General features: G+C 29.2%; 24 protein-coding genes, 8 tRNA genes and 2 pseudogenes. 30 read left to right on the forward strand and 4 right to left on the reverse strand.

Translation table 11 applies throughout. The features are described 5' to 3' along the window. Positions 1–154 precede the first annotated feature (154 nt). The 15 genes from NST10_RS00920 to seg all read left to right on the forward strand — a co-directional run bounded on the left by NST10_RS00920 (position 155) and on the right by seg (position 7,491). Positions 155–709 carry an alpha/beta hydrolase gene (locus NST10_RS00920; protein ID WP_000132893.1) on the forward strand — a complete coding sequence of 185 codons (555 nt, stop codon included), beginning with the start codon at positions 155–157 and terminating at the stop codon, positions 707–709. A gap of 471 nt (positions 710–1,180) precedes the next feature. Continuing rightward, positions 1,181–1,254: transfer RNA gene (locus NST10_RS00925), tRNA-Met, on the forward strand. A gap of 21 nt (positions 1,255–1,275) precedes the next feature. Further along, positions 1,276–1,351 (forward strand) — tRNA-Asp (locus tag NST10_RS00930). A 16-nt stretch (positions 1,352–1,367) separates the two neighbouring features. Continuing rightward, positions 1,368–1,440: transfer RNA gene (locus tag NST10_RS00935), tRNA-Phe, on the forward strand. 13 nt (positions 1,441–1,453) lie between these two features. Next, positions 1,454–1,529, forward strand: a tRNA-His gene (locus NST10_RS00940). A gap of 15 nt (positions 1,530–1,544) precedes the next feature. Beyond that, a tRNA-Gly gene (locus NST10_RS00945) sits at positions 1,545–1,618 on the forward strand. 14 nt (positions 1,619–1,632) lie between these two features. Next, positions 1,633–1,707 (forward strand) — tRNA-Asn (locus NST10_RS00950). Between the two features lies 1 nt (position 1,708). Further along, positions 1,709–1,780, forward strand: a tRNA-Glu gene (locus tag NST10_RS00955). A 54-nt stretch (positions 1,781–1,834) separates the two neighbouring features. Then, positions 1,835–1,923, forward strand: a tRNA-Ser gene (locus NST10_RS00960). Between the two features lie 228 nt (positions 1,924–2,151). Next, the gene (locus tag NST10_RS00965) at positions 2,152–2,934 is read left to right on the forward strand and encodes an exotoxin beta-grasp domain-containing protein (RefSeq protein WP_147612242.1); all 783 of its coding nucleotides are present in this window, start codon (positions 2,152–2,154) and stop codon (positions 2,932–2,934) included. A 281-nt stretch (positions 2,935–3,215) separates the two neighbouring features. Then, entirely contained in the window at positions 3,216–3,935 is a 720-nt protein-coding gene (gene sem, locus NST10_RS00970; RefSeq protein WP_000821649.1) for a staphylococcal enterotoxin type M, read from the forward strand. 34 nt (positions 3,936–3,969) lie between these two features. Beyond that, a complete protein-coding gene (gene sei, locus NST10_RS00975; RefSeq protein WP_000721567.1) occupies positions 3,970–4,698 on the forward strand; it encodes a staphylococcal enterotoxin type I in 729 nt (242 codons plus the stop codon). A 153-nt stretch (positions 4,699–4,851) separates the two neighbouring features. Next, the gene (seu, locus tag NST10_RS00980) at positions 4,852–5,637 is read left to right on the forward strand and encodes a staphylococcal enterotoxin type U (protein ID WP_000764684.1); all 786 of its coding nucleotides are present in this window, start codon (positions 4,852–4,854) and stop codon (positions 5,635–5,637) included. Positions 5,638–5,675: 38 nt separating this feature from the next. Next, positions 5,676–6,431: a staphylococcal enterotoxin type N gene (sen, locus tag NST10_RS00985; protein WP_001235656.1), complete on the forward strand. Its 756-nt coding sequence runs from the start codon at positions 5,676–5,678 to the stop codon at positions 6,429–6,431. A 283-nt stretch (positions 6,432–6,714) separates the two neighbouring features. Continuing rightward, positions 6,715–7,491, forward strand: a complete 777-nt coding sequence (gene seg, locus NST10_RS00990) for a staphylococcal enterotoxin type G (RefSeq protein WP_000736707.1) — start codon at positions 6,715–6,717, stop codon at positions 7,489–7,491. A gap of 574 nt (positions 7,492–8,065) precedes the next feature. On the opposite strand, the pseudogene NST10_RS00995 reads toward seg, so the two are convergent. The 4 genes and pseudogenes from NST10_RS00995 to NST10_RS01010 form a co-directional block, all read right to left on the reverse strand. After that, positions 8,066–8,842: pseudogene (locus tag NST10_RS00995) on the reverse strand (DUF1828 domain-containing protein). A 20-nt stretch (positions 8,843–8,862) separates the two neighbouring features. After that, positions 8,863–9,099 carry a hypothetical protein gene (locus tag NST10_RS01000; RefSeq protein ID WP_000617706.1) on the reverse strand — a complete coding sequence of 79 codons (237 nt, stop codon included), beginning with the start codon at positions 9,097–9,099 and terminating at the stop codon, positions 8,863–8,865. Between the two features lie 100 nt (positions 9,100–9,199). Continuing rightward, a pseudogene (locus NST10_RS01005) lies at positions 9,200–9,428 on the reverse strand (helix-turn-helix domain-containing protein); the annotation flags it as partial. Positions 9,429–9,685: 257 nt separating this feature from the next. Continuing rightward, the gene (locus NST10_RS01010) at positions 9,686–11,032 is read right to left on the reverse strand and encodes a DUF4041 domain-containing protein (protein WP_000711497.1); all 1,347 of its coding nucleotides are present in this window, start codon (positions 11,030–11,032) and stop codon (positions 9,686–9,688) included. 488 nt (positions 11,033–11,520) lie between these two features. Between NST10_RS01010 and NST10_RS01015 the strand changes: the two genes are divergently transcribed. The 15 genes from NST10_RS01015 (at position 11,521) to NST10_RS01085 (ending at position 24,586) form a co-directional block, all read left to right on the forward strand. After that, positions 11,521–11,805, forward strand: a complete 285-nt coding sequence (locus NST10_RS01015) for a hypothetical protein (protein ID WP_339210644.1) — start codon at positions 11,521–11,523, stop codon at positions 11,803–11,805. 150 nt (positions 11,806–11,955) lie between these two features. Further along, positions 11,956–12,276 carry a DUF961 family protein gene (locus NST10_RS01020; RefSeq protein ID WP_000805733.1) on the forward strand — a complete coding sequence of 107 codons (321 nt, stop codon included), beginning with the start codon at positions 11,956–11,958 and terminating at the stop codon, positions 12,274–12,276. 13 nt (positions 12,277–12,289) lie between these two features. Continuing rightward, a complete protein-coding gene (locus tag NST10_RS01025; RefSeq protein ID WP_000386891.1) occupies positions 12,290–12,592 on the forward strand; it encodes a hypothetical protein in 303 nt (100 codons plus the stop codon). A 174-nt stretch (positions 12,593–12,766) separates the two neighbouring features. Further along, entirely contained in the window at positions 12,767–13,858 is a 1,092-nt protein-coding gene (locus NST10_RS01030; RefSeq protein WP_000172940.1) for a replication initiation factor domain-containing protein, read from the forward strand. Positions 13,859–13,918: 60 nt separating this feature from the next. After that, complete coding sequence (locus NST10_RS01035) at positions 13,919–14,974, forward strand: conjugal transfer protein (RefSeq protein WP_000692007.1); 1,056 nt, start codon at positions 13,919–13,921, stop codon at positions 14,972–14,974. 4 nt (positions 14,975–14,978) lie between these two features. Then, a complete protein-coding gene (locus NST10_RS01040; RefSeq protein WP_000015642.1) occupies positions 14,979–15,239 on the forward strand; it encodes a TcpD family membrane protein in 261 nt (86 codons plus the stop codon). A gap of 11 nt (positions 15,240–15,250) precedes the next feature. Beyond that, positions 15,251–15,634: a TcpE family conjugal transfer membrane protein gene (locus tag NST10_RS01045; protein WP_000358146.1), complete on the forward strand. Its 384-nt coding sequence runs from the start codon at positions 15,251–15,253 to the stop codon at positions 15,632–15,634. Positions 15,635–15,668: 34 nt separating this feature from the next. After that, the gene (locus NST10_RS01050) at positions 15,669–18,164 is read left to right on the forward strand and encodes an ATP-binding protein (RefSeq protein WP_339210652.1); all 2,496 of its coding nucleotides are present in this window, start codon (positions 15,669–15,671) and stop codon (positions 18,162–18,164) included. 53 nt (positions 18,165–18,217) lie between these two features. Next, entirely contained in the window at positions 18,218–19,576 is a 1,359-nt protein-coding gene (locus NST10_RS01055; RefSeq protein WP_049307529.1) for an FtsK/SpoIIIE domain-containing protein, read from the forward strand. Between the two features lie 4 nt (positions 19,577–19,580). Beyond that, complete coding sequence (locus NST10_RS01060) at positions 19,581–21,428, forward strand: membrane protein (RefSeq protein ID WP_000681143.1); 1,848 nt, start codon at positions 19,581–19,583, stop codon at positions 21,426–21,428. Then, complete coding sequence (locus tag NST10_RS01065) at positions 21,418–22,464, forward strand: CHAP domain-containing protein (RefSeq protein ID WP_053861786.1); 1,047 nt, start codon at positions 21,418–21,420, stop codon at positions 22,462–22,464. The genes NST10_RS01060 and NST10_RS01065 overlap by 11 nt, the downstream gene beginning before the upstream one ends. Positions 22,465–22,470: 6 nt before the next feature. Further along, the gene (locus tag NST10_RS01070; RefSeq protein ID WP_000810443.1) at positions 22,471–23,061 is read left to right on the forward strand and encodes a hypothetical protein; all 591 of its coding nucleotides are present in this window, start codon (positions 22,471–22,473) and stop codon (positions 23,059–23,061) included. 55 nt (positions 23,062–23,116) lie between these two features. Further along, entirely contained in the window at positions 23,117–23,458 is a 342-nt protein-coding gene (locus NST10_RS01075; protein WP_001255377.1) for a cystatin-like fold lipoprotein, read from the forward strand. 104 nt (positions 23,459–23,562) lie between these two features. After that, positions 23,563–24,069, forward strand: a complete 507-nt coding sequence (locus NST10_RS01080; RefSeq protein ID WP_025174787.1) for a helix-turn-helix domain-containing protein — start codon at positions 23,563–23,565, stop codon at positions 24,067–24,069. 28 nt (positions 24,070–24,097) lie between these two features. After that, entirely contained in the window at positions 24,098–24,586 is a 489-nt protein-coding gene (locus NST10_RS01085) for an IS30 family transposase (RefSeq protein ID WP_231920465.1), read from the forward strand. The last annotated feature ends 332 nt before the right edge of the window (positions 24,587–24,918 follow it).

Below are 24,918 nucleotides of genomic sequence, written 5' to 3' on the forward strand. Positions count from 1 at the left end.
TTGAATGATATTGAAATGATGACAATGCACCTTAATTAGAAATGTCACTTTGCGATATAACATTTCTAATTAAGGTGTTTTTATTTTACAATTATAGGTAATCATTCATTTTTTTAAATAGAAAAGAAGTAGTAAGTTGAAAGGAGAGAATGAGATGACAGATGTAATCATTGTACATTCTATGCATGGAAATAGTAGAAATCATTGGTATCAGTGGTTGGAGCATAACTTAACTTTAGAAGGATATGACGTAACATTATTTAATTTTGAATCCCCTGAAGCGAATACAGTGGATCAGTGGATTGAAGCTATGACGAAACAAATTAATGTACGCAAAAAGGATACATATTTTGTAACACATGGTTTAGGTTCAATCACAGCTTTAAAATATATTGAAATGATTGATCAGCCGATTGAAGGCTTTTTCAGTATAGCGGGCTTTAAAGAAGATGCAGAAAATATAGATTTAGATATCGATTTAAGTAATGTAACTATTGATTACGATAATATTAAAAAGAAAGTTGACAATTTTTACGGATTGAGTTCTAAAAATGACAAATACGTTTCATATAAAGAGACTCAGCGTTTAATGAATGCATTAGAGGGGAACTTGCGAATCGTGGAAGATGGAGGGCACTTCTTAGAAGAGGATGGCTTCGAAACATTTACAGCGTTGCAAGATCGGATGCAAGATTACATGACACGATAGGTAATGTATTGTTGTGTTATGTTGTGTCTGTAGGTAGCTGCTGATTTTGAAAAAAATGTGGTAATTGAAGCGCCAAGGAATGTCTTAGGGCTACAATGTTATATTGGTAGTCGTTGACTGAATGAGCATGCGGTTGTAGCAAGCTTTTAAATTTCTTTTTCAGAAGGTATAGGCGTTGTAAACTTTATAATTCCTATACCTTTTAAAATGCTGTAACACTATTTATAACAACTATTAGACACTTATATGATAAAAGGGAATAAGAAGCGTTTTTTTACACAAAAAACTTTAAAAATGTCGTTGACGTATACTACAAAAATGAATATACTAATATTTGTGTTCAACAGAGAACATGTTGCTACGATATTTAAGTAATTATTTAAGAGATAACATTTAAATTAAATTCAAAAAGTTCTTGACTTTAGGTTTTTGATTATGGTATATTAATTAGGTAATTCAAAATAATATTAGCGCGGGATGGAGCAGTTCGGTAGCTCGTCGGGCTCATAACCCGAAGGTCGGTGGTTCAAATCCGCCTCCCGCAATACATAGTTTTTAATTTAATAGGTCTCGTAGTGTAGCGGTTAACACGCCTGCCTGTCACGCAGGAGATCGCGGGTTCGATTCCCGTCGAGACCGCCATTATTATTACCATTACGGTTCAGTAGCTCAGTTGGTAGAGCAATGGATTGAAGCTCCATGTGTCGGCAGTTCGACTCTGTCCTGAACCATTCTTAATTCATGGCGGTTGTGGTGAAGTGGTTAACACATCGGATTGTGGTTCCGACATTCGAGGGTTCGATCCCCTTCAGCCGCCCCATAATCGTTTACATTAGCGGGTGTAGTTTAATGGCAAAACCTCAGCCTTCCAAGCTGATGTTGTGGGTTCGATTCCCATCACCCGCTCCATTATTTTCTATTATTCCACAGTAGCTCAGTGGTAGAGCTATCGGCTGTTAACCGATCGGTCGTAGGTTCGAGTCCTACCTGTGGAGCCATGGCTCCTTGGTCAAGCGGTTAAGACACCGCCCTTTCACGGCGGTAACACGGGTTCGAGTCCCGTAGGAGTCATACAAACAGAAGTGAAATATCGCTTCTGTTTTTTTATTACATATTTATTGTTGAGGAGAGTTGTCCGAGTTGGCCGAAGGAGCACGCCTGGAAAGTGTGTAGGCGCCACAAGCGTCTCGAGGGTTCGAATCCCTCACTCTCCGTTATAGCGCTTAAAATGGTTTTACCCATTTTAAGCGCTATTTTTAAGGTTTTTTGTCTATTATCTGAGTCACTTAGTTTAAAATGTGTTTGTTCAATTGTTAATAGGATTGTTAAGTTTTAAAATCGTAATCAAAAAGTATTAGTGAATATTTAAAGGTTAAAACCAGAATTTTTTAATTTATATTGAAAAATTTCTATAAGAAAGCTTTTTGTGAAGGAGGGATATTATAAAAAAGAGTAAAGCAATGTTAAATGTATTATTATTAATTATAAATTTAATTGCAATATGTAGTGTAAACAATGCATATGCAAATGAAGAAAATCCTAAAATTGAGGATTTGTGTAAGAAGTCAAGTGTAGACGATATTGCTCTACATAATATTGATAAAGACTATATGACTAATCGCTTTACAATAAATGAGTCAACTGTATTAACTACAGAAAAATTTTTAGATATTGATTTATTATTTAAAAATTTTACTTGGTTAGATGGAAAATCTGCTGAATTTAAAGATTTAAAAGTGGAATTTAGCTCATCGGAAATTTCCAAAGAGTATTTTGGAAAAACTGTAGATATTTATGGTGTCTATTATAAAGCGCATTGTCATGGTGAGCATCAAGTGAAAACTGCCTGTACTTATGGCGGGGTAACACCTCATGAAAATAATAAATTAAGTGAACCTAAAGAAATAGGAGTAGCTGTGTATAAGGATAATGTAAATGTTAATACATTTATCGTTACTACAGATAAAAAGAAAGTTACTGCACAAGAACTTGATATTAAAGTAAGAACAAAATTAAATAATGTATATAAATTATATGATCGAATGACTAGTGATGTACAAAAAGGTTATATTAAATTCCATTCTCATTCGGAGCATAAAGAATCATTTTATTATGATTTATTTTATATTAAAGGAAATTTACCAGATCAATATTTGCAAATTTATAATGATAATAAAACAATAGATTCATCAGACTATCATATTGATGTTTATTTATTTACATAACAAATTAAAAGTTGATGCATATCAACTTACAATCCTATAAAGAACTATAGATATTAACATATTTTTACAAAGTTGCATAGCAAATGACGATGAACGATTAATGATTCAAATCTAACTTTATTACTATAAAAATTTTTCTATTTTAGTATAGATAACAAAAGTAGATTAACGAGTAATAGTATATAAGTGGGATAGAGTCAGGATGATTTAAGAAGAAGAATGTTTTTTTACAATAAAAGGATAATAAAGATAGACATATTTAATTATAGGAGAAATATAAAATGAAAAGAATACTTATCATTGTTGTTTTATTGTTTTGTTATTCACAAAATCATATCGCAACCGCTGATGTTGGAGTTTTGAATCTTAGGAACTATTATGGTAGCTATCCAATCGAAGACCATCAAAATATTAATCCTGACAATAATCGTCTTTCACATCAATTAGTTTTTTCTAAGGATAATTCGACAGTAACAGCTGAATTTAAGAATGTTGAAGATGTAAAAAAATTCAAAAATCGTGCTGTTGATGTATACGGCCTAAGTTATAGTGGATATTGTCTAAAAAATAAATATATGTACGGAGGAGTTACTTTAGCGGGTGATTATTTAGAGAAGTCTAGATGTATTCCTATTAATCTTTGGGTTAATGGCAACCTTAAAACAATTTCTACTGACAAAGTATCAACTAATAAAAAGATAGTAACAGCTCAAGAAATTGATACTAAATTAAGAAGATATCTACAAGAAGAATATAACATTTATGGCTTTAATGATACAAATAAAGGAAGAAATTACGGTACAAAATCCAAGTTTTTTTCTGGATTTAATACTGGGAAAATATCATTTCATTTGAATGACGGTACATCATTCTCTTATGACTTATTTGATACAGGAACAGGGCAAGCTGAAAGTTTCCTAAAAATATATAATGACAACAAAACTGTCGAAACTGATAAATTCCATTTAGATGTAGAAATATCTTATAAGGACGAAAGTTGAAATACTTCAATCATAACTTAGTAAAGGAAATGCCATGAAAAAAATTAAATACAGTTTTATATTAGTTTTTATATTATTTTTTAACATTAAAGACCTTTCGTATGCGCAAGGAGATATTGGTGTAGGTAACTTAAGAAATTTCTATACAAAATATGATTATATAGATTTAAAAGGCGTCACAGATAAAAACTTACCTATTGCAAATCAACTTGAATTTTCAACCGGTACCAATGATTTGATCTCAGAATCTAATAATTGGGACGAAATAAGTAAATTTAAAGGAAAGAAAATGGATATTTTTGGCATTGATTATAATGGTCCTTGTAAAACTAAATACATGTATGGAGGGGCCACTTTATCAGGACAATACTTAAATTCTGCTAGAAAAATCCCTATAAATCTTTGGATTAATGGCAAGCATAAAACAATTTCTACTGACAAAATAGCAACTAATAAAAAACTAGTCACAGCTCAAGAAATTGATGTTAAATTAAGGAGATATCTTCAAGAAGAATACAATATATATGGTCATAATAACAATGGTAAAGGTAAAGAATATGGGTATAAATCTAAATTTTATTCAGGTTTTAATAAGGGGAAAGTTTTATTTCATTTAAATGATGAAAAATCATTTTCATATGATTTGTTTTATACAGGAGATGGACTGCCTGTAAGTTTTTTGAAAATTTATGAAGATAATAAAATAATAGAATCTGAAAAATTTCATCTTGATGTTGAAATATCATATGTAGATAGTAACTAATGATAATTAGTTTTAACACTAAAATGCGAATTTATTTGAAATTAACATATGTATTAACTATTTAAATTTTAATGCCTTTAATGGTAATGTGTACGTTTAATATTACCTGTAATACATCGAATTTATAAAAATTTAAAATATGGAGTTGTTGGAATGAAGTTATTTGCTTTTATCTTCATATGTGTTAAGTCTTGCAGCTTACTATTTATGTTAAATGGCAATCCTAAACCAGAACAATTGAATAAAGCGAGTGAATTCACTGGTCTAATGGATAATATGAGGTATTTGTATGATGATAAACACGTATCAGAAATAAACATTAAAGCCCAAGAGAAGTTTTTACAACATGATTTATTATTTAAAATAAATGGCTCTAAAATTGATGGTTCTAAAATTTTAAAAACAGAATTTAATAATAATAGCCTTTCGGATAAATACAAAAATAAAAACATAGATTTGTTTGGGACAAACTATTATTATCAATGCTATTTTTCAGCGGATAATATGGAATTAAATGATGGTAGACTAATTGAAAAAACGTGTATGTATGGCGGTGTGACCGAGCATGATGGAAATCAAATAGATAAAAATAATTCAACTGATAACTCTCATAATATCTTAATTAAAGTTTTTGAAAACGAGAGAAATTCATTATCTTTTGATATACCTACTAATAAGAAAAACATAACAGCACAAGAAATAGATTATAAAGTTAGAAACTATTTACTTAAGCATAAAAATTTATATGAATTTAATAGTTCGCCTTATGAGACTGGCTATATAAAGTTTATCGAAGGAAATGGTCATTCTTTTTGGTATGATATGATGCCTGAATCTGGTGAAAAATTTTATCCGACTAAATATTTACTAATTTATAATGATAATAAGACAGTTGAGAGTAAATCTATTAATGTAGAAGTTCATTTAACCAAAAAATAATTGAGGGAGATTATATTATAAAAAATATTAAAAAGTTTATGAGATTGTTCTGCATAGCTGCGATTATAATAACTTTATTATGTCTTATAAATAATAATTATGTTAATGCTGATGTAGACAAAAATGATTTAAAGAAAAAATCTGATATAGATAGTAGTAAGTTATTTAATTTAACAAGTTATTATACTGATATAACGTGGCAATTAGACGAGTCAAATAAAATTAGTACAGATCAACTACTGAATAATACTATAATATTAAAAGATATTGATATATCCGTACTTAAAACTTCTAGTTTGAAAGTTGAGTTTAACTCATCAGATTTAGCAAATCAATTTAAAGGGAAAAATATAGATATTTATGGACTGTATTATGGAAATAAATGTGTAGGCTTAACTGAAGAAAAAACATCATGCTTATACGGAGGAGTTACGATATATGATGGAAATCAATTAGATGAAGAGAGAGTTATAGGCGTTAATGTATTTAAAGATGGTATCCAACAAGAAGGTTTTGTTATAAAAACTAAAAAGGCTAAAGTAACAGTACAAGAATTAGATACTAAAGTTCGATTTAAATTAGAAAATTTATATAAAATATACAATAAAGATACCGGTAACATACAAAAAGGATGCATTTTCTTTCATTCTAATAATCATCAAAATCAATCATTTTATTATGATTTATATAACATAAAAGGTTCAGTAGGAGCAGAGTTTTTTCAATTTTATAGTGATAATAGAACAGTTAGCTCATCTAATTATCATATCGATGTATTTTTATATAAAGATTAAGTGATTGATGATTATCAACTGAATCATGAAAATAAACTATTATATGAGGGGACAACGATTTGAATAGTAGTAAAATTTGAAATTTATATATTATCTTGAATACGGATTCAAAATTATTTGTTGTAATTAGTAATAATGATAAATAGAATGTTAATTTATTTTGCTAGTGAATTTTTATTTTTAAAACGAATGCTATCGACACACTACAACCTGAACTATCTATAAGCGTGAATTTATAATAAGTTTCATTGTCAAATAGACTGAATAAGTTAGAGGAGGTTTTATGAAGAAATTATCTACTGTAATTATTATTTTGATTCTAGAAATAGTTTTTCATAATATAAATTATGCGAATTCCCAACCCGATCCTAAAATAGACGAACTAAATAAAGTAAGTGATTATAAAAGTAATAAGGGAACTATGGGAAATGTTATGAATCTTTATATGTCTCCACCTGTTGAAGGAAGAGGAGTTATCAATTCTAGACAGTTTTTATCTCATGATTTAATTTTTCCAATTGAGTATAAGAGTTATAATGAGGTTAAAACTGAATTAGAAAATACAGAATTAGCTAACAATTATAAAGGTAAAAAAGTAGACATTTTTGGTGTTCCATATTTTTATACATGTATAATACCTAAATCTGAACCGGATATAAACCAAAATTTTGGAGGTTGTTGTATGTATGGTGGTCTTACATTTAATAGTTCTGAAAATGAAAGAGATAAATTAATTACTGTACAGGTAACAATCGACAATAGACAATCACTTGGATTTACAATAACTACAAATAAGAATATGGTTACTATTCAAGAACTAGATTACAAAGCAAGACACTGGCTCACTAAAGAAAAAAAGCTATACGAGTTTGATGGTTCTGCATTTGAATCTGGATATATAAAATTTACTGAAAAGAACAATACAAGTTTTTGGTTTGACTTATTTCCTAAAAAAGAACTAGTACCTTTTGTTCCATATAAGTTTTTAAATATTTACGGAGATAATAAAGTAGTTGATTCTAAGAGTATTAAAATGGAAGTATTTCTTAATACTCACTGATAAGTATATTTGATATCACTATACAATCATAAAGTGCGTTTTTCGAACTTTTGTTCTAAGTGTTTTATAGATTCATGTAAATAGTTAGTTTATTGCTGGTTGAATTATTTAATTTTTCTCAATGATTTATTCTAAATATGTTTTATGTCAATAGCGGTTTAAAAATGCTGTTTAATGGCGGTTTGAAAATGACGTTTTTTAGAGGTTTAATATTGTCGTGACTTTAAATGTATTTTTACTTTAATAATCTTTTAGTCGCCATGATTCTCCAGTGGAAATGATAATTTAATAACGTATACTTTTGATTGTTTAAGAATGTACAATTTTTTAACACTCTAGAGATAAATATATCGAGGTAATCCGCCTTCTCCGTTAATTTAACGGAAATACAATGAAATGTTAGTATTCTTAAAAGAGCAAGTGTCAAATACGTATCAAGAAAAAGATTTTCTGATTCGTTGACCTTGCTCTTTTTGTTCTAAAATAAAACGTGCAAATAAAAAAGTATCTACTTTTTTACTTGCACGATATGATTTGAAAATTAAAGAATTACAAATAGGGGTCTAATGTTAATTTATGAGGTTAAAGTTTCAATGATTTTTGATTTATTAGACCATTTTAATATCTCAAGGTTCTCATGTTCTGCTACAGTTTGTGCTCTTTCATTTATCGGATGATATACATCATTTACAATTATTAACATGATAGGTTCTAATTTGTTTCTGGAAGGTCTGTTTGGTTTGATATCACGGTAAATATAAGCTTCATTAGTTATTTTGTTAAAATCTAAGTTATTTGTAAAGTTAACTAGTTTTTCTGGTTGTGATTTTGTTTCTGAAACAATATAATCAATAGAATATTTTAAACCTGATTCTCCAGAAACAGAAACTTGTGCTAAACCTCTTATTTCTCGGTCATATAAGAATTCAAATACTTCTTCATAGAATCTGTTTGTAACGTTAGATTTAGTAGTTAAAGTAAGGTCATAAATTTTCAATATGCCTTGAATTAAATTATGTTTAGACTGAGCAAAACTCTAATTTTTAACATCCGCTGTAATTTCTTTATCAACTAATTTTAAATTAAATTGATTTAAAATATTCTGTATAAGTTTAGTTCTCGTTTTTGTGTTTATATCAATACCCAACATTTCTAATTCATTAATCGTCAATCCGTTATCTGATAGACAAATTTCATTATTAGGTAGTGTATCAGCATATATTCTAATAAAATCATTCAAATGGTTCTTAAAGGGAGTAGTAATTTCTGTAGAACTATCTAATTCTTTGAAGATATAATTTTGTTTTAACCAGTTGAAATATTCGTTCATTCTTTCTTCGATAGTCTTCAATAAGTATCCCGCCATTTCTTTTACAGTAATCTTGGTTCTATTATAACATTATCGTGTTTTATATTAGTATACTTCATAAAGAAGTCTAATGATTCTATAATTTCATCTGTTAATTCTAAATCTTCAATATCTTTTAATGGGATCGCAATACCACCATTATTATATTCTTCAGTATATATGTGTATATGTGGCGTAGGTATTCTTTCATTATTTGGTGAATTTGCATGATCGCTACCATTAACATCGAACCTAATCATATCAGTGGTTAAAACATAAATCCTTGGTTATAAAAGAAAATCGGTTTTAAAAAATCGAATCACGATTAATTCAGAAGAGTAGTGGTATTTTTAAATTTTACTTAATGATATTGCTAAGTTCTGGAGTAAATCCAGTAGGATGACCACAAAGTTTTCTTGTAGTTACATAATTCTTTTGAGCCGTTTCAGATTGATATAACTTATTTACATTATTTCTGCTAATTTCACGTAAGATAGTAGATGCGGATCGGTCTAATTTACGTGCAATAGGTCTTAAAGAATAATTTTCTCTATACGTGCTCAGTTAGTATAAGATAGTTATCGCTCATATTGGCAATACTTAAATGTGTTTTCGTGGTTGTAAACACCTTACAATAAAGTGCCCATTGTGGGTATTTTTATGAATTTTTATTGGGTTGCACTTAATATTACAATGTATTGATTAATAAATAATTACTTTTTACAATAATTACATTCATATCCAAAACCATAAAACCTTTTACAATTTGGTTGTTTTTTTATTGATATATGACATACTCATAAAAGTTGGAAAAAAATAATAAGGGTAGGCGGGCTACCCAAATTTTTAGAGTGAAGTTAATCTTAAAGTTTCTCTGTATTGTATAGCTTTTGGTTCATCAATGAATTGAACTGTGCTATTGTGTTCTGATAAAACTTTATCTTTAATTTCATTAATATTAACCTTAAAGAATTCTTTTCTTCCGTTAACTTTATTAACTTTATATTTTTTAAAGTATTCGTGTAATTTGTTTTCAAGCTCAAAAGCATTTTCAGAGAAAATTAAAGCGTGCACATCGAATTCAAAGGGAACAGATGCGCTACTTAATTCATTAATTCTATCCATTGGTTCTAATCTACGGGTTACACCAATCTTATAAACATTTTCTCCAAATGAACCGATATTTGATATTATATAAACAAACCCTGATTGAGCATTATCTTTTCTGTCCTCTACATTTTCTCTTTCAGAATTTAAATTCTTGAGTGATTGATCTAATTCTCTAATCTTTTCAATATATAATTCTTTTTCGACTTGTAAATCTGTGTTATTTAAATACATTGTCAGCTTTTTGATTTCATTATTGTGGTGTCTAATGTCTTTATCAAGCTCTTTTAGTTTTTTCTCCATTTCTTTTTCTGCTTGTTCTATTTCTTTCAGTCTAGCTCGTTCTTCTCTTCTTATGATCTTTTCATCTTCTATCTTAACTTGATACTTGTGCATTAAATCTAACATCTCAAGTTTTATGTCAAGTAAAGTTTCAGGAATACGTACATTATCCGTTTCAAATATTTTATTTATCCCTTCATAACTTTTAAATATTTTGTTCTGCATGCTTTCGATATTTTTGCTATTTACTTTATTAATTAATTGAGAAGTTTCAGCATTAAATAATCGTATTATTTGCTTGGCCTGTGCATTTTGATGTCTCTTATTCTCTGTAGAAACATTAAATATTTTCACTTCTTCAAGATTTAGTAATTCTTTTTCTTTCATTTGTAATTTTTTAATATATGTATTAATTTGAGATGAGTCTACTTCAACTAAATCGAAGGGATAAGTTAATTCTATATCATATTTAAATAATTCATCATTTAAATAACTAGTAATGTGTTCAAGTTCTTTAGTACCTTCTTCTATACTAGATATTAAATCTTTTTTTAGATTCTTCAATTCTTGTATTTCACGCTTGATTTTTTGATTTTCAATGTTGATACTTTTATTTTTTTCTTTCAAGTTTTGAAGTGTTACTAAATCGGGTTCTACAAATTTATTAACAAGTATTAATTTAGATAATGCATATATTGATAAACTGAACGGGATTATTGCTATACCTGGTGTGCCTATACTAAAGAAAGATGTTACTAAGATTGTCCATAATACCCATTGCTTTTTTAAAATTTCTTTTTTCATTTACCTATTCTCCTTAATTTGAATTTATATGTATTTAAATACTCTCGATGGCTTAATTGCTTTAGAGTTTTGACGCTGTGAGAACAAATGCTATATATTTTTTTAATAATCTACTATCGCTTTTACTATATAATTTTTGCTGCCTTTTATTATTTAGCTGATATAACTAATTTAGAAATTGTTTTATTGCTACTAAAACGTTTGCAATTGTTGAGAAGATACTTATTGTACCAAAAACCACAGTCGTTATAAAAATAATTTTTGAGTTCTTAAACCTTCATCGTTATTTGATTCTTCATTAAATATCCATTTGCATACCTTCATTATTTTTTCAGTTAATTTATATGAAATAATAAAAAAACATAAAAAAAGCGCATAAAAATGCCAAGAAGAGTCCATTTTAGAAATATCTATATTGATATGATGGCTTAGGATAGGTGGTGTAAACTCTAGTTAACAGTTAATTCTTATGAAAGGAATTGATAATTATGACTGAGTTTACACCTTTTTTTGATGGTTCAGATCAATTAAATTATCGTAAATTTGTAATTTTAAGATTTCATGATGTTTCTAAAAGAAAAATTTGTAAAATGTATAATTTTGCATATTTTCGTATATTAGAAGTTTGTGAAATGGCAAAAAAGAATGATTATCGATTTACTTATAAGGATTATAAATTTTTAAAACAATATGGTGTGTCTAATACATTTATTTGTAAGATGTATCATATTTCAATTGAAGACTTAGAATTTTTTGAGGTGATGAACCGATAGGTTTGATTAAAAATATGATAGGTCAGGAGAAGCATAGACACTCCATTATCAAAAATGCAGTGGTACGGATTTGCGGGAGTTATTCCTATTCGTGCGACCCTTTAGAAGTCGTTTAATTTTATTAAAAATTTTGTAAAGGATGGATATATTATGAAACCAGTATTGGATATTAAAAAAACTTTAGGACAATTAAACTTTTTAGGTGTAGATGAAAAATATAAATATGAAAATGGAGAGCGTACTGATAAAACTGTTTATGCATATAAATTAGCGAGTCAAGAGCAAGGCGAACAAATCACTGTTAAAACGCCTAATAAAGTAGAATTAGACTATTTACAAGAATGCGAATTAGTTGAACCAGACGTTAAAATGTATGTTCAAATGTCAGGCGATTTTGGAACTATCGCATATAGCTGGAATGCAGAAGATATTAAAGTAGTTGGTTCTAATAGTGCACTTAAACAAAAATAATTAGGTGATGTAAATGGATTATTATACAGCAGATAGATTATATCGCTACACAAATAGTTCAAATTTGAGTGAACCTATTTTAAACTATGTTGCTAGTCGTATAAATTGGGGCGATAAAGTTTCATTAATGACTTTAGCTAAAGAAATACAGTCTAAATTTAATGATAGTTACGTTAAAGAAAATACAGTAAAAGGTCGGCCTAAAATTTACGCTGACCTTTGTCTATTGTGTATGAGCTTGAGTGAAGCAGGACATGGCAGAATGCTACAAGTGAATTTGGAAGATTGTATTTATATTGGCGATATTGATGTTTAACATATAGTATTAGTGATTTAACATGACCGTGTAGCTTTTAGCGTATGCAGGCGCAGAAATGCAAGCACGGAGTGCGTTAAGCATTTGGGCGGAGCCTGCGACAAATACGCGTTAAAAAAGCGAGAACGGTCATGTATCAAATCGCTTGCGATTTGATAGGAGGCATAAATAAATATGACTTTAAAAAACCAGTGTACCCCCCTTACTAATAGGGGGGTAGAGCGTACAAATAAAAGTGCCGTGGAGGCAGTTGTTGACTGGGTTCAGGTCACTTTCCATATAGCCCCTATTTCAGCAGTAATTGAGGACGTTATCGGTTTGCCTATAACGTTGTTCAAAAAACGAAATAGTGGCATTTACTTTTATAATCGCGGTTATGAATTTTCAAACATTAAATTGTATTATTCAAGTGATGATGAATCAATGGGCATTCACTTACAGTTAACTGGTACAGGTTGTAGAGAGTTTGAACATCATTTACAGCAGTTGAATAAAACTTGGCAAGATTTTTTTGACAAATGTTTATCAGTTAATGCAAATTTTACAAGAATTGATATTGCAATTGATGATTATAAAACATATTTAAAAGTGCCTTTATTAATTAAAAAGGCTGAAAAAGCTGAGTGTGTTTCACGTTTTAGATCTGGAAGCGCAATAAACGGTTTTAATTTGTCAGACGGAAGAAGTAAAGGCGCTACTTTTTATATTGGTTCTAAACAAAGCAATTTATATTGTCGTTTTTATGAAAAGAATTATGAACAAGCGTTTAAACGTCATTGTGATGTCGAAGACATTGGGTTATGGAATCGTTATGAAATACAAATGCGAAAGGCATATGCAGTTAATTGTGCGAAAGTTTTGAGTAGAACAGATAATATAAGCGAAATTGTAAAGTCTATATTGCATAATAATTTGCGTTTTATCTCCCCTCCTAAAGATGGAAATGATAAAAATCGTAAGCGGTGGCCATTATATAGACCTTGGGCGTTATTTATTAAAGATACTGAAAAATTGAATTTAACTACTAGACCAACATTAAAGTCCATTGAGGATAATCTTGATTGGTTATGTAAACAAGTTGCTACTACTTTAGATACAGTGTTAACTGCCGAAAGTATGGCGCAATCTGAGGGGTTGCTTACAGATACTGATTTTTTAGATAAAATTTTAGCGCATTCACAATTTAATGATGAGCATACGAATAGAATTAATCATTATTTGGAGGCTTTAAAACAAAAAAAGCACTTATCAAAAGATAAGTGTTAAAAAAATAACTGGGATGTGATTTTTATTAAAAATTTCGTAAAGGATTTTAGAAAATCGTTTATGAAAATAATAAGCAAGTACATTTTAACACGATTTTCTAAAAACGGAAAGCATTTTGATATTCCTAAAGAACAACGCCGAGTAATTCCAAAATTTAAAAATCGTCGTAAGATGATTGTAATTTGTTTTTACTCATTATTAGCTATTTTGTTAATTCTTTTATTAGCTTCTTTTATTAAAGCTACAAGAGCAAATAATGATAGTAAAGAAGCAGTTAATAAAACGAATATGATCCAAAAAAAGTATGAAGATAATGCGAATACAGTTCAGTATAGTCCTAAATTAAAGTTATATGCTGATAAATTTATTGATACGTATATGAATATTTCTAAAGACTCAAAAGAATTAGAATCTAGAGAAAAAGAGTTATTGAAATATTTTCCATCAGATTATAAAAAGCCTGAAGAAAAAACATCAGATACTGAACGTAAATTAAATAGTAAGGAATTTTATAATATTAAACGTAAAGATAAACAAACGATTATACAGTATATTGTTAATTATGATGTGAATATTACTGAAAAAAAAGAAGTTAAAGTAAAGAAGAAAAAGAAAAATGATAAAGATAAAGATGAGTATGAAACAAAAACAGAAGAAAAGCAACGTAAAGTAAATCAAAATATTCTAATTAATATACCTATTAAGAGTGAGAATAATAAGTATGTTGTTGTTGAATATCCTTATTTTACTCCAATTCCTGATAGTCAATTAAATAAAGCTAAGATGGTTGAGGATAACTTGAAAGATAATAAACGTGAAGATAATCCGAAAGCAAAAGCATTTATTGAAGATTTCTTTAATAAATATTCTTCTAGTAAGTCTGATGATATGGCTTATTTAATGGATAATCCTGAGGGATTAGAAGGAACTAGAGAAGTTTCTCAAATAAGAGAAATTAGATTATATCCAAAAGGCGATGATTATGTTGCTAAAGTTGAAATTTTGATGAAAGATAAAGATTCTCCTTTGGAGAATTTGGAACATTACACATTAGATATAACGAAAAAAGATGGTAAATATTACGTTAAAAATATGACTAATTCTATTGGAGGTTAATGTTATGAGTGGTTTATTTAATTTTTTAGTTTTAGGTGCTGACCGTCCATCACTTGGTGGAGTTGGTGACTGGATAAGTAATGAAGTGGGTACGGGTATTGGTTTAGTAGTATTGGTTGTTGGTATTGTAAAATGGGCTAGTGGTAAATATGGGCATATGGTTATATTATTTGTTGTTGGTGGCTTTTTATTCTTAGTTTCTAAAGGTCCTGAACAGGTATTTAATGCGATTGCAGGTGTTTGGAAAATGATTTTTGGCGGTTGAGGTGATTCCATTTGGATAAAAAAGCTTATAATTTAAAACGGACTTTTGAACAACCGATAGTGATGTATGAATTTACAGATAAATTTCGTATTAATAAGGGTTTTCGTTTAGATTTTTGGGCTACATTTTTGATTGTATGGTTTATATTATTTTTGTTATTTTGGTATTTATTACAGCCTGTCATTATGTCTATTGGTGGACTTATGTTTATTTACTTTACGGTTGTCCCTTATTATATAACGAAATATATTGTTAAGTTAAAGCAAGATGGTAAGAAATTATTTTTCTTCTTATGGGATTTTGTAATATTTGTTTTTAATGTTCAGTTAAGAAAAGTTAAATTAAGTTATGATGAAGAAGTAGAATATCATGATAAAAAAATAACATTTAAATAGCCCCTATTGGGGTTATTTTTATTGGAGGGATGACATGAATTTAAAAGCACCGTATGCAGGTTTAAGAGATAATTTGTTATTAACGAAAACTGGCGAAGTTTGGGCGTATTATCGTGTTCGTTCTGAGTCTATTTCAACAGCAAATTATGATGCAAAAGAAGAATCAAAAAAGCGTATGCGTTATTTTTTAGAGTCGATTAAAGGTTATCAAGATTTTCATTTTGAAATGTATGACCACGATTTAGATTTGCGAAATAAATTTAAAGAAATTAGTAAAGATTTTGATGATGAAGCTTTTAATGTAGCTGAATATTATTCAAAAGAAACTATTGATGTATTAGAACAAGAATTACAAATGATTACGCATAATTCTTTTGTTATGGGTGTTAAAATACGTGAATTAGCTGACGATGCAGTTACACTTAAAGAGATTTTAAAAAGTACATTATCAGATACGGCTGAGCGTATTGTTTCGAATTTTGGTTTTGATGTGAATTTAGACGATAAAATTTTAGATAAGTATAAAACATTTGAACGAGATTTGGCTGATAGTTTTCTAGGTATTGGAGGCGAGCGTTTAACTGAGAATGAATTGGCTTATATTATTAGAAAGCCTTTTATTTCAAATGCAACACATGACGTACAGGAAGAATCTTCAAGACGAGCTATTACAGATATTTATAATGCAGTAATTGACCCTACTCGCTTGAGTGTTTTAGAAGTTGAAAATGATAACGAGAAATTTTATACAACAACAGTTGTTGTTGATGATTTTCCTTTAGATATGGAATATACACATTTATTTGAGAAAGCTCAAAATATGCCTTTTCCGGTTGAATGCCATGTAAAAGCAAAAATCATTAATAACGAGAAAGTTAAGAAAAAATTTGACCGTGCGAAAATAAATCATAAACAACAAGCAAAAGAAAAGCAAGATACTGGCGACAGTGCTTCGGAAGATGTTCAAGATAATTTGTTTGTATTGAATCAAATGGAACGAGAAGTGACTGGCTCAGGTGTATTTATTGAGTGGGTATTTATGTTTGTAATTAAAAGTGATGATTATAGAGATTGTAAACGTAAAGCAAAGCGTTTGATGAAACGATTAAAGGAAACTCAAATATATGCAGTTAATCCATTAGCTGACCAGTTACAATTGTTTTATCAATGTTTACATGGTAATGATTTATTTATTAATAAGTATTGGTTACAAAGAACAACGGCAACAGGTATAGCAGAGAATTTATTTGGTGTGTCTCAAAGTTTGGGAACAAAAACGGGTTTTTATATAGGGCGTATTGATAAATTTATACGTTCTGTTTCACGTGAGGAAGCTGTTGCAAGTTCAAGGGATATAATTTTATTTAGTTTATTGTTGGCCGCAAAAGGTATTAAAGGGGTTGTCAGTGATAGTCCGCATGTTTTAATTACTGGTCAAACTGGTAAAGGTAAATCATTTTTAGCAAAATTATTATGGATTTATACATCATTTTTTAAAGGTCAAATGTTGTACTGGGATCCAAAATCTGAGTTTGCAGAATGGTTTGACAGAGTAACAGAAAGTAAGGAAATGCAAGAAAAGTATCCCCTATTTATTAATCATTTAAAAACATTTAAATATGTAACATTGAATTATGAAGATTCAACCAATTATGGTTGTCTAGACCCTATTGTATTTTTAGATGGTATTGAAGCTAATGAGATGTTGAAATCAGTGTTTGATGAAATTAAATCTTTTGAAAATTATCATCATATTGAAACGGCAATTTATCAAGCTATTTCTGATACGGTTGAAGAACGTGAAAATGGTAAAAAAGTTGGTTCATTAAATGTAATTGAAAAATTACAGAATAATGAAGATGAGCATGTAAAAAATGCAGGCGATTTATTATTTGAAAAAACGCAAAACAATATTTTAAAACTTGTTTTTAGTGATGGTACGAATCCAGCTTTAAATATTCAAGAAAAAGCAACTATTTTACAGGTTAAAGGTTTAGATATGCCTAAAGCTGATGATGATACGTCAAGTTATTCAACAAGTGAGAAAAATGGGATTACATTAATGTTATTAATTGGTAAGTTTTTAGAGAAATTCGGTTCTCGTAGAGATGTTCAAACGACTATATTTATTGATGAGGGTTGGGCTTTTAGTGCTTCAAGACAAGGTAAAAAAGTTGGTAAGCGTATAAAAAGAACGGGACGTTCTGAGAATAATTCACTTGTATTTATTACACAATCGGTAAAAGATAAAGCAGATGATGATGGTGGTAACTTTGGTTGTCATTTTGCATTTGATGAAAAAGATGAACGTGAGGATATTTTAAAATCTTTAGGCTTAGAATATTCAAAAGAATCTCCTGAAAATATGGAAATGTTGAAAGATTTGAAGAAAGGTCAATGTATATTTAGTGATTTTTATGGACGTGTTGGAAAAATGGTTGTACATTGTCCATTTGAGGAAATGACTGAAGCATTTAGAACACAAGAAGATTCTGCAAGCTCTAAAGCTGAAGAAAAATTTGCGATGTAATTTTTAGCACATACAAAATTGTATGTGCTTTTTATTTTAAAGGAGTGGATTTGATGGCAATGAATGAAATTGCTTTATTTAAAGGCGTACGTATACAGCCTTATCAGAAGTATGTTGATTTTATGTTTGCAGGTGTATTAGCATTTATTTTTTTGGTATATCGTATATACATTTTGTTTATTGATTATAAATCAGTTAATAAAAAATTGGATATATTGACGTTGTTTGCATATTTTAAACCGCATTTATTGTATTTATTAATTGGTACAGCAATTATATTTGTTATATGTAAGCTTATCGCTCAGCTTTTAATTCGTTTTAAAACAAAAGATTTAGCTGAAATGATTGAAACACAAGGCTTTCATAATCGTACAGTAATCAAGAAAACAACCGAGTATATCCCTATTGATTATAAACAAACTGAATATGACTATTATCCAACGATGTTTTATAAACGTGGTAAAAAAACTTTTGTTATTCATATTAAAAAAGACGGTTCGAGGTTTCAAGATAATTATTTAGAGTTAGAAACGATTATTGAACCAATGTTTAATTCTGAATTAGTAGAAAAAAAGCATATTGGTCGTTATTTGAGATATGAATTTATGCCACTTAAATATAAAAAGCGTATTGTTATGAATGGCGAACAAGAATCAAATACAATTTTTTATGATACAAAAATTGCTATTACGCATCAAATTACTTGGGATTTTGTGAAAGCACCTCATGGATTGGTTACAGGTATAACCGGAGGTGGTAAAACATATTTTTTATTTTATGTGATTCGTGAGTTATTCCGTAGACATTCAGAAGTACGTTTATTAGACCCAAAAGTTTCAGATTTGAGCTTTATGAAGCGCGTTATTGGTGATGATAAAGTTGCAGATACTAAAGGTCAAATATTAAAACAATTGAGAGAAGCTAATAATGAAATGGAAGAGCGTTTTAGATTAATGAATGATAGTTCGGATTATAAAATCGGAAATGATTTCCGTAATTTTGATATGCGCCCCTATTTCATTATTTTTGATGAGGTAACGGCTTTTACTTCAACTTTAGATAAAAAAGAATTACAAGAAATGAATGATTATTTAATTAATATTATTATGAAGGGTCGTCAAGCTGGTGTATTTATGTTTTTAACAGCACAAAGACCAGATGCAGATGTGATTAAAGGTAATGTGCGTGACCAATTAGGGTTACGTGTGTCTTTAGGTAATTTGTCAAATGATGGTTATCGTATGACCTTTGGTCAAACTGATAAAGAATTTCAAACGATTCATGATAGTGATATCGGCCGAGGTTATATATCTATACTTGGACAATATAATGAACCAATTTTATTTGATGCACCTTTAATGGAACAATATGATTTTGTGGAAGATGTGAAACAAATATTAAATAAGGAGTGATTTGATGAAGCATAAAAGTGTGTATCTTTTATGCTTTTTAATTTTGCCTATTCTGCTTTTAACATCTGTGAGTGCTTACGCTGTTTCTAATCCAGTTGGAGAGCCCTCACATGCAGTTAAGCCAAAAATTGAAAAGTATGATTTATCACATTATCGTTCAATATATAGTGAAAAAGGCGACTGGAATCCGTTTGGTCAAGAAGAAATTTCACGACAAATTAATAATGTGTCAGATTTTTTCTTTTCTATGACTAAGATTTTAGCAGGTGTTACAGATTATGCGATTGAAAATTTATTTCAACTAGATGTTATTAATGATTTTGCGGATAAAATCGGCGATTTTGTTGGCGATATATATCAAAAGTTATTGAGTAATTTGGCAATAACATTATTTATTATTGTTTGCTTTAACGCATTTATTATTTTTAGTGTACAAGGTAATGCAAGAGAAGCATTAAAGCGAGCGTTTTTAATTATGTGTTTGATTGGTTTTGGTGTTGGTATACTTGCGAATGCAGGTAATATTATACGTGGTACAAACAATATTGGTAAGGATTTGAATAATATAATTATGAATAGTACATCTTCTATTGATGGGAACATTGATTATATTCATGAGAATTCAGGTATGAATCATATACGTAATCAATTATTTGATATGACGATATATAGAACATATTTAGTAATGAATTATGGAACTGTAGACGAAAAAGAGATAAAAGCAAAAGGTAAAGACCGTATTGATAACATTTTAAAACAAGATTTTTCAAAAAAAGGACAAGATGAGATTGATAAAATTGTAAAAAATGAGGTTGAGAAAAAAGATAATAAATATATGACGCAAGGTTATGTATTTCAAAAGTTGGCTATTTCAGTTATTGGCTTTATTATTACTGTTTTTATGTCAATTGTATTTTTATCAATTAGTTTTGCGAAGTTGATTTTTTCTACATTTGCTTTATTTTTATTCTTATTTTTAGTATTCAGTTGGATAGTGAGTTTTATACCAGGATTTGAATTATCTGTTTTCTCTGCGTTTGCAAAAACGTTAGGCTATATTATTTTAAGTGCCTGTATGACATTCTTATTTGTGATAGTTGGTTTGTGTATCAAGCTTGCAAATAGTTTTATTGAACCGGATAGTCAAAATGCTTATTTTTTAAATTCAATATTTATAATTGTAATATTGTTTGTAATGTATAAAAAACGGGCTCAAATTATCAATTTTGTAAGTCGTGGTAATATTAGTTTTTCTCCTAGTGCAATTGGTGCTGGTGTGATGAATCGAACACAAGAACGTTTTAATAAGATTCGTCATGAACAAGCGCAAAATAAGAAAGCTAAACGAGAAAATCAAAGAGATGAACCCGCCCCACCACTTCAAAATGATAATGATTTAAGAAGAAGACAGCAGGATAAACCAATGCCTTTATTTATAAATAAAGATAATCAAAAAAATGGTAATAAGCGAAGAGAACAACAAGAGTCAATGAATGGTAATGATGTAAAATCTGCTTCTGTTGAATCAAATGCAAATGATTATTCTAAACAACCACAAAAAGCATCACAGCAAGAGCATCAAGTACGAGAAACAAGACAGCGAAAAGATATACAAAGGTCGCCACAAGTGGTTAATCAGCCATTAAATAATGAGAATCATTCAATAAATCGTAAAGAACAGAAGTCAGTTCAAACTGCTTATGATACTGATGTTCAAAAACGACAAATACAAAATGCGACACAGAATCAACAAAGTAGACAATCTGGAAATCGTAATCAACCTATTACACGTAATTCTCAGTCAAAAGACCGTCTAAAAGAGCAAAAGGATATCAATAAGCATGGTAAATAAAAAAGATATTGCTAAAAAAGTAATAGGTAAAACGCCAATAGGTGTTAAATTGAAATTAGCGAAAGTCATCATCATTTTGTGTGTGGTGGCTTTTTTTACATTTCCAGTAATTGTAATGTTTTTGTTAGCGCCTGATTCAAATAAAGATAAAGATGATGCTGGTTGTACTGTTAGTGGCGGTAATGTTTCGGCAAATGGTATTGATAAGTTTAATGAAAATGCTAAAGGTGGAAAATTAGAGGGTAAAGGAAAAGAAATACAGAAAATTGCAGAAAAAAATAAAGTACCTGTGAATATTTTTATGGCTATTATTGCGAGTGAATCACAATGGGGTAAAGGAGAAAATGCGACAAGACAAAATAATCCTTTGTCTGTTATGGGTTCAAAATCGATTCATGATTCAATATATCCAACTATTGAAGACGGTCTTAATGCGGGAGCTAAAAATTTGTATGATGTTTATATTTCTAAAGGTTTAGATACTCCTAAAAAAATAGGTCCCAAATATGCGCCTGTTGGTGCGTCAAATGACCCTAATAATATGAATGCCCGTTGGATACCAACAGTTGAAAAAATTATGAAAGATTTAGGCGGTTCAGAAGCTAAAACGTCATGTAGTAATGGTAAAGGAAAGTCTATAAAGTTTAATGGTAAATTGCCACATTGGTCAAATGATGACCCTGGAAAAGGTAATTTATACACTGCCGGTCAATGTACTTGGTATGCATACGGTATGCGTCAAAAAATGGGTAAACCTGTATCAACTTATTGGCATGATGCACATAAATGGAATGATAGGGCTAAGGCTGAGGGTTATAAAGTTGATAAAAATCCGGAACCTGGTGCATTATTTATTGCTGAACAAGGTGCAGGCGGTCATGATGGGCATTATGGTCATGTGGCTGTTGTTATTGGTGTAAGTGATGGTGGTAAAACATTTAGAATAACAGAAATGAATTGGGAAGCTGCTTTTAAAGTTAATGAACGTACATTGAAAATGACTGATGGATATAGTTTTATTCATGATAAGGAGTGAAAATAAATGAAGCAAAAAATTATTATGTTTACTCTTGTAACAGTAATATTATTTTGTGCTGTTTTAATTGGTTATCAGATTCCTAAACAACAAGTTAAAATGAAACAAAATCAAATTGAAGATTTACAGGAAGAACAACGTATATTAAGAGATAAAAATGGAGAGTTAAATAAACTAGTAAAGAGACAATCAAAAACAGTTATTTCTGATGAAGAAAAGCAAATACGTGAAGTTTCTTCAAATTTTGTTAAACAGATGTTTGAAATGAAAAAAGATTCTTCTTTTAAATCAAAAGCACCACAAATAAAGCCTTTAGTTACAAAGGATTATTACGATACATTATTTAAGGATTCTAAAGATAAATATGATTTATATGATGATATAACGGTTAATGATATTCATGTTTATTTTGATACTTATGACCCTAAAAAAGATAGTTATAAAGTTTTTGTTCAGTTCGACGAACGTATTGAAACAGATGGAGATGATAAAATTGAACATCGTCAAACATCTGCACAATTGGATTTAGTTCGTACAGCTGAAGGTTGGCGTATTGATAATTTAAAACGTTTCAATTTAAAACCTCTAGGACGTTAGTTTGTTTCAAGACGATAGCAATGATATAATTTACGTAAAAAGGAGTGAATTTATCATGAGGCGATGGTTTGTATTAATTTTAGGATTAGTTATATTATTATCTGCATGTGGTCAGAAATATGATAAAGAGATTGATGCAGTTTTAAATTCTGAAAGAAAAAGTATGAGTGAGTCTTCTTTTAAGAAGCCTGAAAAAAGTAATAGTGATTTTAAAGTATATGAAGATGGTAAATTTATAACTATTTCTTTTGTTTATGATAAAGATGGTACAGTGTGGACAAGTTTATATAAAAAAAATGAGACAACAGATAAATATGTAAAAGTTGAAGATATGAATGAAAAAGAATATCAAAGTAATCATAAACCAGTTTATGAAGAAAATAATATGAAAAAATAAAGAATCAACTCCCTATACGCTTTAGCGGTGGTATCGGGAGTTGATGAACATATATCCTCTTATAACTTATTTTATAAATAAGCTTTTTAAAAGTAAAGGAGGATATACATGAAAAAAAGAAAAAACGTAAAGAATTAGATTATAAAACACGTCTAGCTATCGCAAAGTATTTAAATGATGGTTTAAACATCATTCAGATTTCTAAGATTTTAGGTCGTGATGATGCGGTTCTTTATAGAGAAGTAAATAAGCGTTCTGTTGATGGTGTTTATAATCCTTTATTAGCTGAGGAAGATGCTATAAAATCGCGTAGTATTTCAGATGAACAAGTTGCTAAACGTAGACGTTTGAATGATGAAACAAAAGCATATATTGAAGAAAAACTTTCATTAAAATGGTCTCCTAGACAGATAGCAAGTCAAATTGAAAAAGATACAGGGCATTATATAAGTTATCCTACTATATATAGATATATTCGCAATGGATTGGTAAAAGTTGATGTTAAGCGTGATATGAGACAAGCAGGCAAGAAATATAATAAGTCTTCTGAAAAGCGTGGCAAATTAGACGTAGGGTCTCGTGTTATAAAGTATCGGCTCAAAAAGTATTAATAATCGTGAAGAATTTGGACATTATGAAATTGATACTGTTTGGAGTGTTAGACCATCAACATATTGCTTGTTAACTATTATTGAAAGAAAAACAAGATATTTATATGCTAGTAGATTAAATACACGTAAATCCAATGTAGTTTGTAATGAGATTATAAATATTATGAAACCATTATTACCCAAAAGTATAACTATGGATAGAGGTAAGGAGTTTGCTCTATTTGAACAAATAGAAGATGAATTGAATTGTAGTATTTATTTTAGTGATTTGGGTTGTCCATATCAACGTGGTTCTATTGAAAATGCAAATGGACTTTTAAGACAGTATTATCCTAAAGGTACGGATTTTGCAAATATAACACAAAAGTCATTAGATGAAGCTGTTAAACAAATTAATGCACGGCCTCGAATGATATTTGACTATAAATCGAGTGAGGAAATGCTAAAGTACCATGTAAGCACACAAAATTTTGAACCTATATTAAATGACTGTGTGAGGCACGAACCCGTCAATTAATATAGGTTAATCTAAGCGAATGGTTTACAATGAGCGCGGAAGGACAGGACGAATAAATTTTGTATATAAAATGCATAATCTAAAAAGAAGCATACTATTTAAATCTGTGGTTTTTGACAGATATTACTAGTAAAATGCTTCTTTTTCTTCTTCTGTACTCTTTTAGTAATATTTATTAAAAAAATTTAAGAAATTCTCATTTTTCTATTGACACACTGCCTATTAAAAATAAAATATTAAAGGAATTTGATGATAAAATAGAAATTAGGTATATAAGTTTATATGGCCTGCAAAACTTATATGAAATTAAGAGTATAATCATAAGTAAATTG

Source organism: Staphylococcus sp. FSL W8-0305, from assembly GCF_037966415.1.
In the GTDB taxonomy this organism is placed as follows: Bacteria; Bacillota; Bacilli; order Staphylococcales; family Staphylococcaceae; genus Staphylococcus; species Staphylococcus aureus.

What these genes read in the sequence shown, in the direction of transcription:
- NST10_RS01075 (WP_001255377.1), top strand. Translation starts at nt 23,117, where the DNA reads ATGAGGCGATGGTTTGTATTAATTTTAGGATTAGTTATATTATTATCT.
- seu (WP_000764684.1), top strand. Translation starts at nt 4,852, where the DNA reads ATGAAGTTATTTGCTTTTATCTTCATATGTGTTAAGTCTTGCAGCTTA.
- NST10_RS01015 (WP_339210644.1), top strand. Translation starts at nt 11,521, where the DNA reads ATGACTGAGTTTACACCTTTTTTTGATGGTTCAGATCAATTAAATTAT.
- NST10_RS01035 (WP_000692007.1), top strand. Translation starts at nt 13,919, where the DNA reads ATGAAAATAATAAGCAAGTACATTTTAACACGATTTTCTAAAAACGGA.
- NST10_RS01060 (WP_000681143.1), top strand. Translation starts at nt 19,581, where the DNA reads ATGAAGCATAAAAGTGTGTATCTTTTATGCTTTTTAATTTTGCCTATT.
- NST10_RS00920 (WP_000132893.1), top strand. Translation starts at nt 155, where the DNA reads ATGACAGATGTAATCATTGTACATTCTATGCATGGAAATAGTAGAAAT.
- sei (WP_000721567.1), top strand. Translation starts at nt 3,970, where the DNA reads ATGAAAAAAATTAAATACAGTTTTATATTAGTTTTTATATTATTTTTT.
- NST10_RS01040 (WP_000015642.1), top strand. Translation starts at nt 14,979, where the DNA reads ATGAGTGGTTTATTTAATTTTTTAGTTTTAGGTGCTGACCGTCCATCA.
- NST10_RS01025 (WP_000386891.1), top strand. Translation starts at nt 12,290, where the DNA reads ATGGATTATTATACAGCAGATAGATTATATCGCTACACAAATAGTTCA.
- NST10_RS01065 (WP_053861786.1), top strand. Translation starts at nt 21,418, where the DNA reads ATGGTAAATAAAAAAGATATTGCTAAAAAAGTAATAGGTAAAACGCCA.
- NST10_RS01055 (WP_049307529.1), top strand. Translation starts at nt 18,218, where the DNA reads ATGGCAATGAATGAAATTGCTTTATTTAAAGGCGTACGTATACAGCCT.
- NST10_RS01050 (WP_339210652.1), top strand. Translation starts at nt 15,669, where the DNA reads ATGAATTTAAAAGCACCGTATGCAGGTTTAAGAGATAATTTGTTATTA.
- sen (WP_001235656.1), top strand. Translation starts at nt 5,676, where the DNA reads ATGAGATTGTTCTGCATAGCTGCGATTATAATAACTTTATTATGTCTT.
- seg (WP_000736707.1), top strand. Translation starts at nt 6,715, where the DNA reads ATGAAGAAATTATCTACTGTAATTATTATTTTGATTCTAGAAATAGTT.
- sem (WP_000821649.1), top strand. Translation starts at nt 3,216, where the DNA reads ATGAAAAGAATACTTATCATTGTTGTTTTATTGTTTTGTTATTCACAA.
- NST10_RS01020 (WP_000805733.1), top strand. Translation starts at nt 11,956, where the DNA reads ATGAAACCAGTATTGGATATTAAAAAAACTTTAGGACAATTAAACTTT.
- NST10_RS01000 (WP_000617706.1), bottom strand. Translation starts at nt 9,099, where the DNA reads ATGATTAGGTTCGATGTTAATGGTAGCGATCATGCAAATTCACCAAAT.
- NST10_RS01010 (WP_000711497.1), bottom strand. Translation starts at nt 11,032, where the DNA reads ATGAAAAAAGAAATTTTAAAAAAGCAATGGGTATTATGGACAATCTTA.
- NST10_RS01070 (WP_000810443.1), top strand. Translation starts at nt 22,471, where the DNA reads ATGAAGCAAAAAATTATTATGTTTACTCTTGTAACAGTAATATTATTT.
- NST10_RS01030 (WP_000172940.1), top strand. Translation starts at nt 12,767, where the DNA reads ATGACTTTAAAAAACCAGTGTACCCCCCTTACTAATAGGGGGGTAGAG.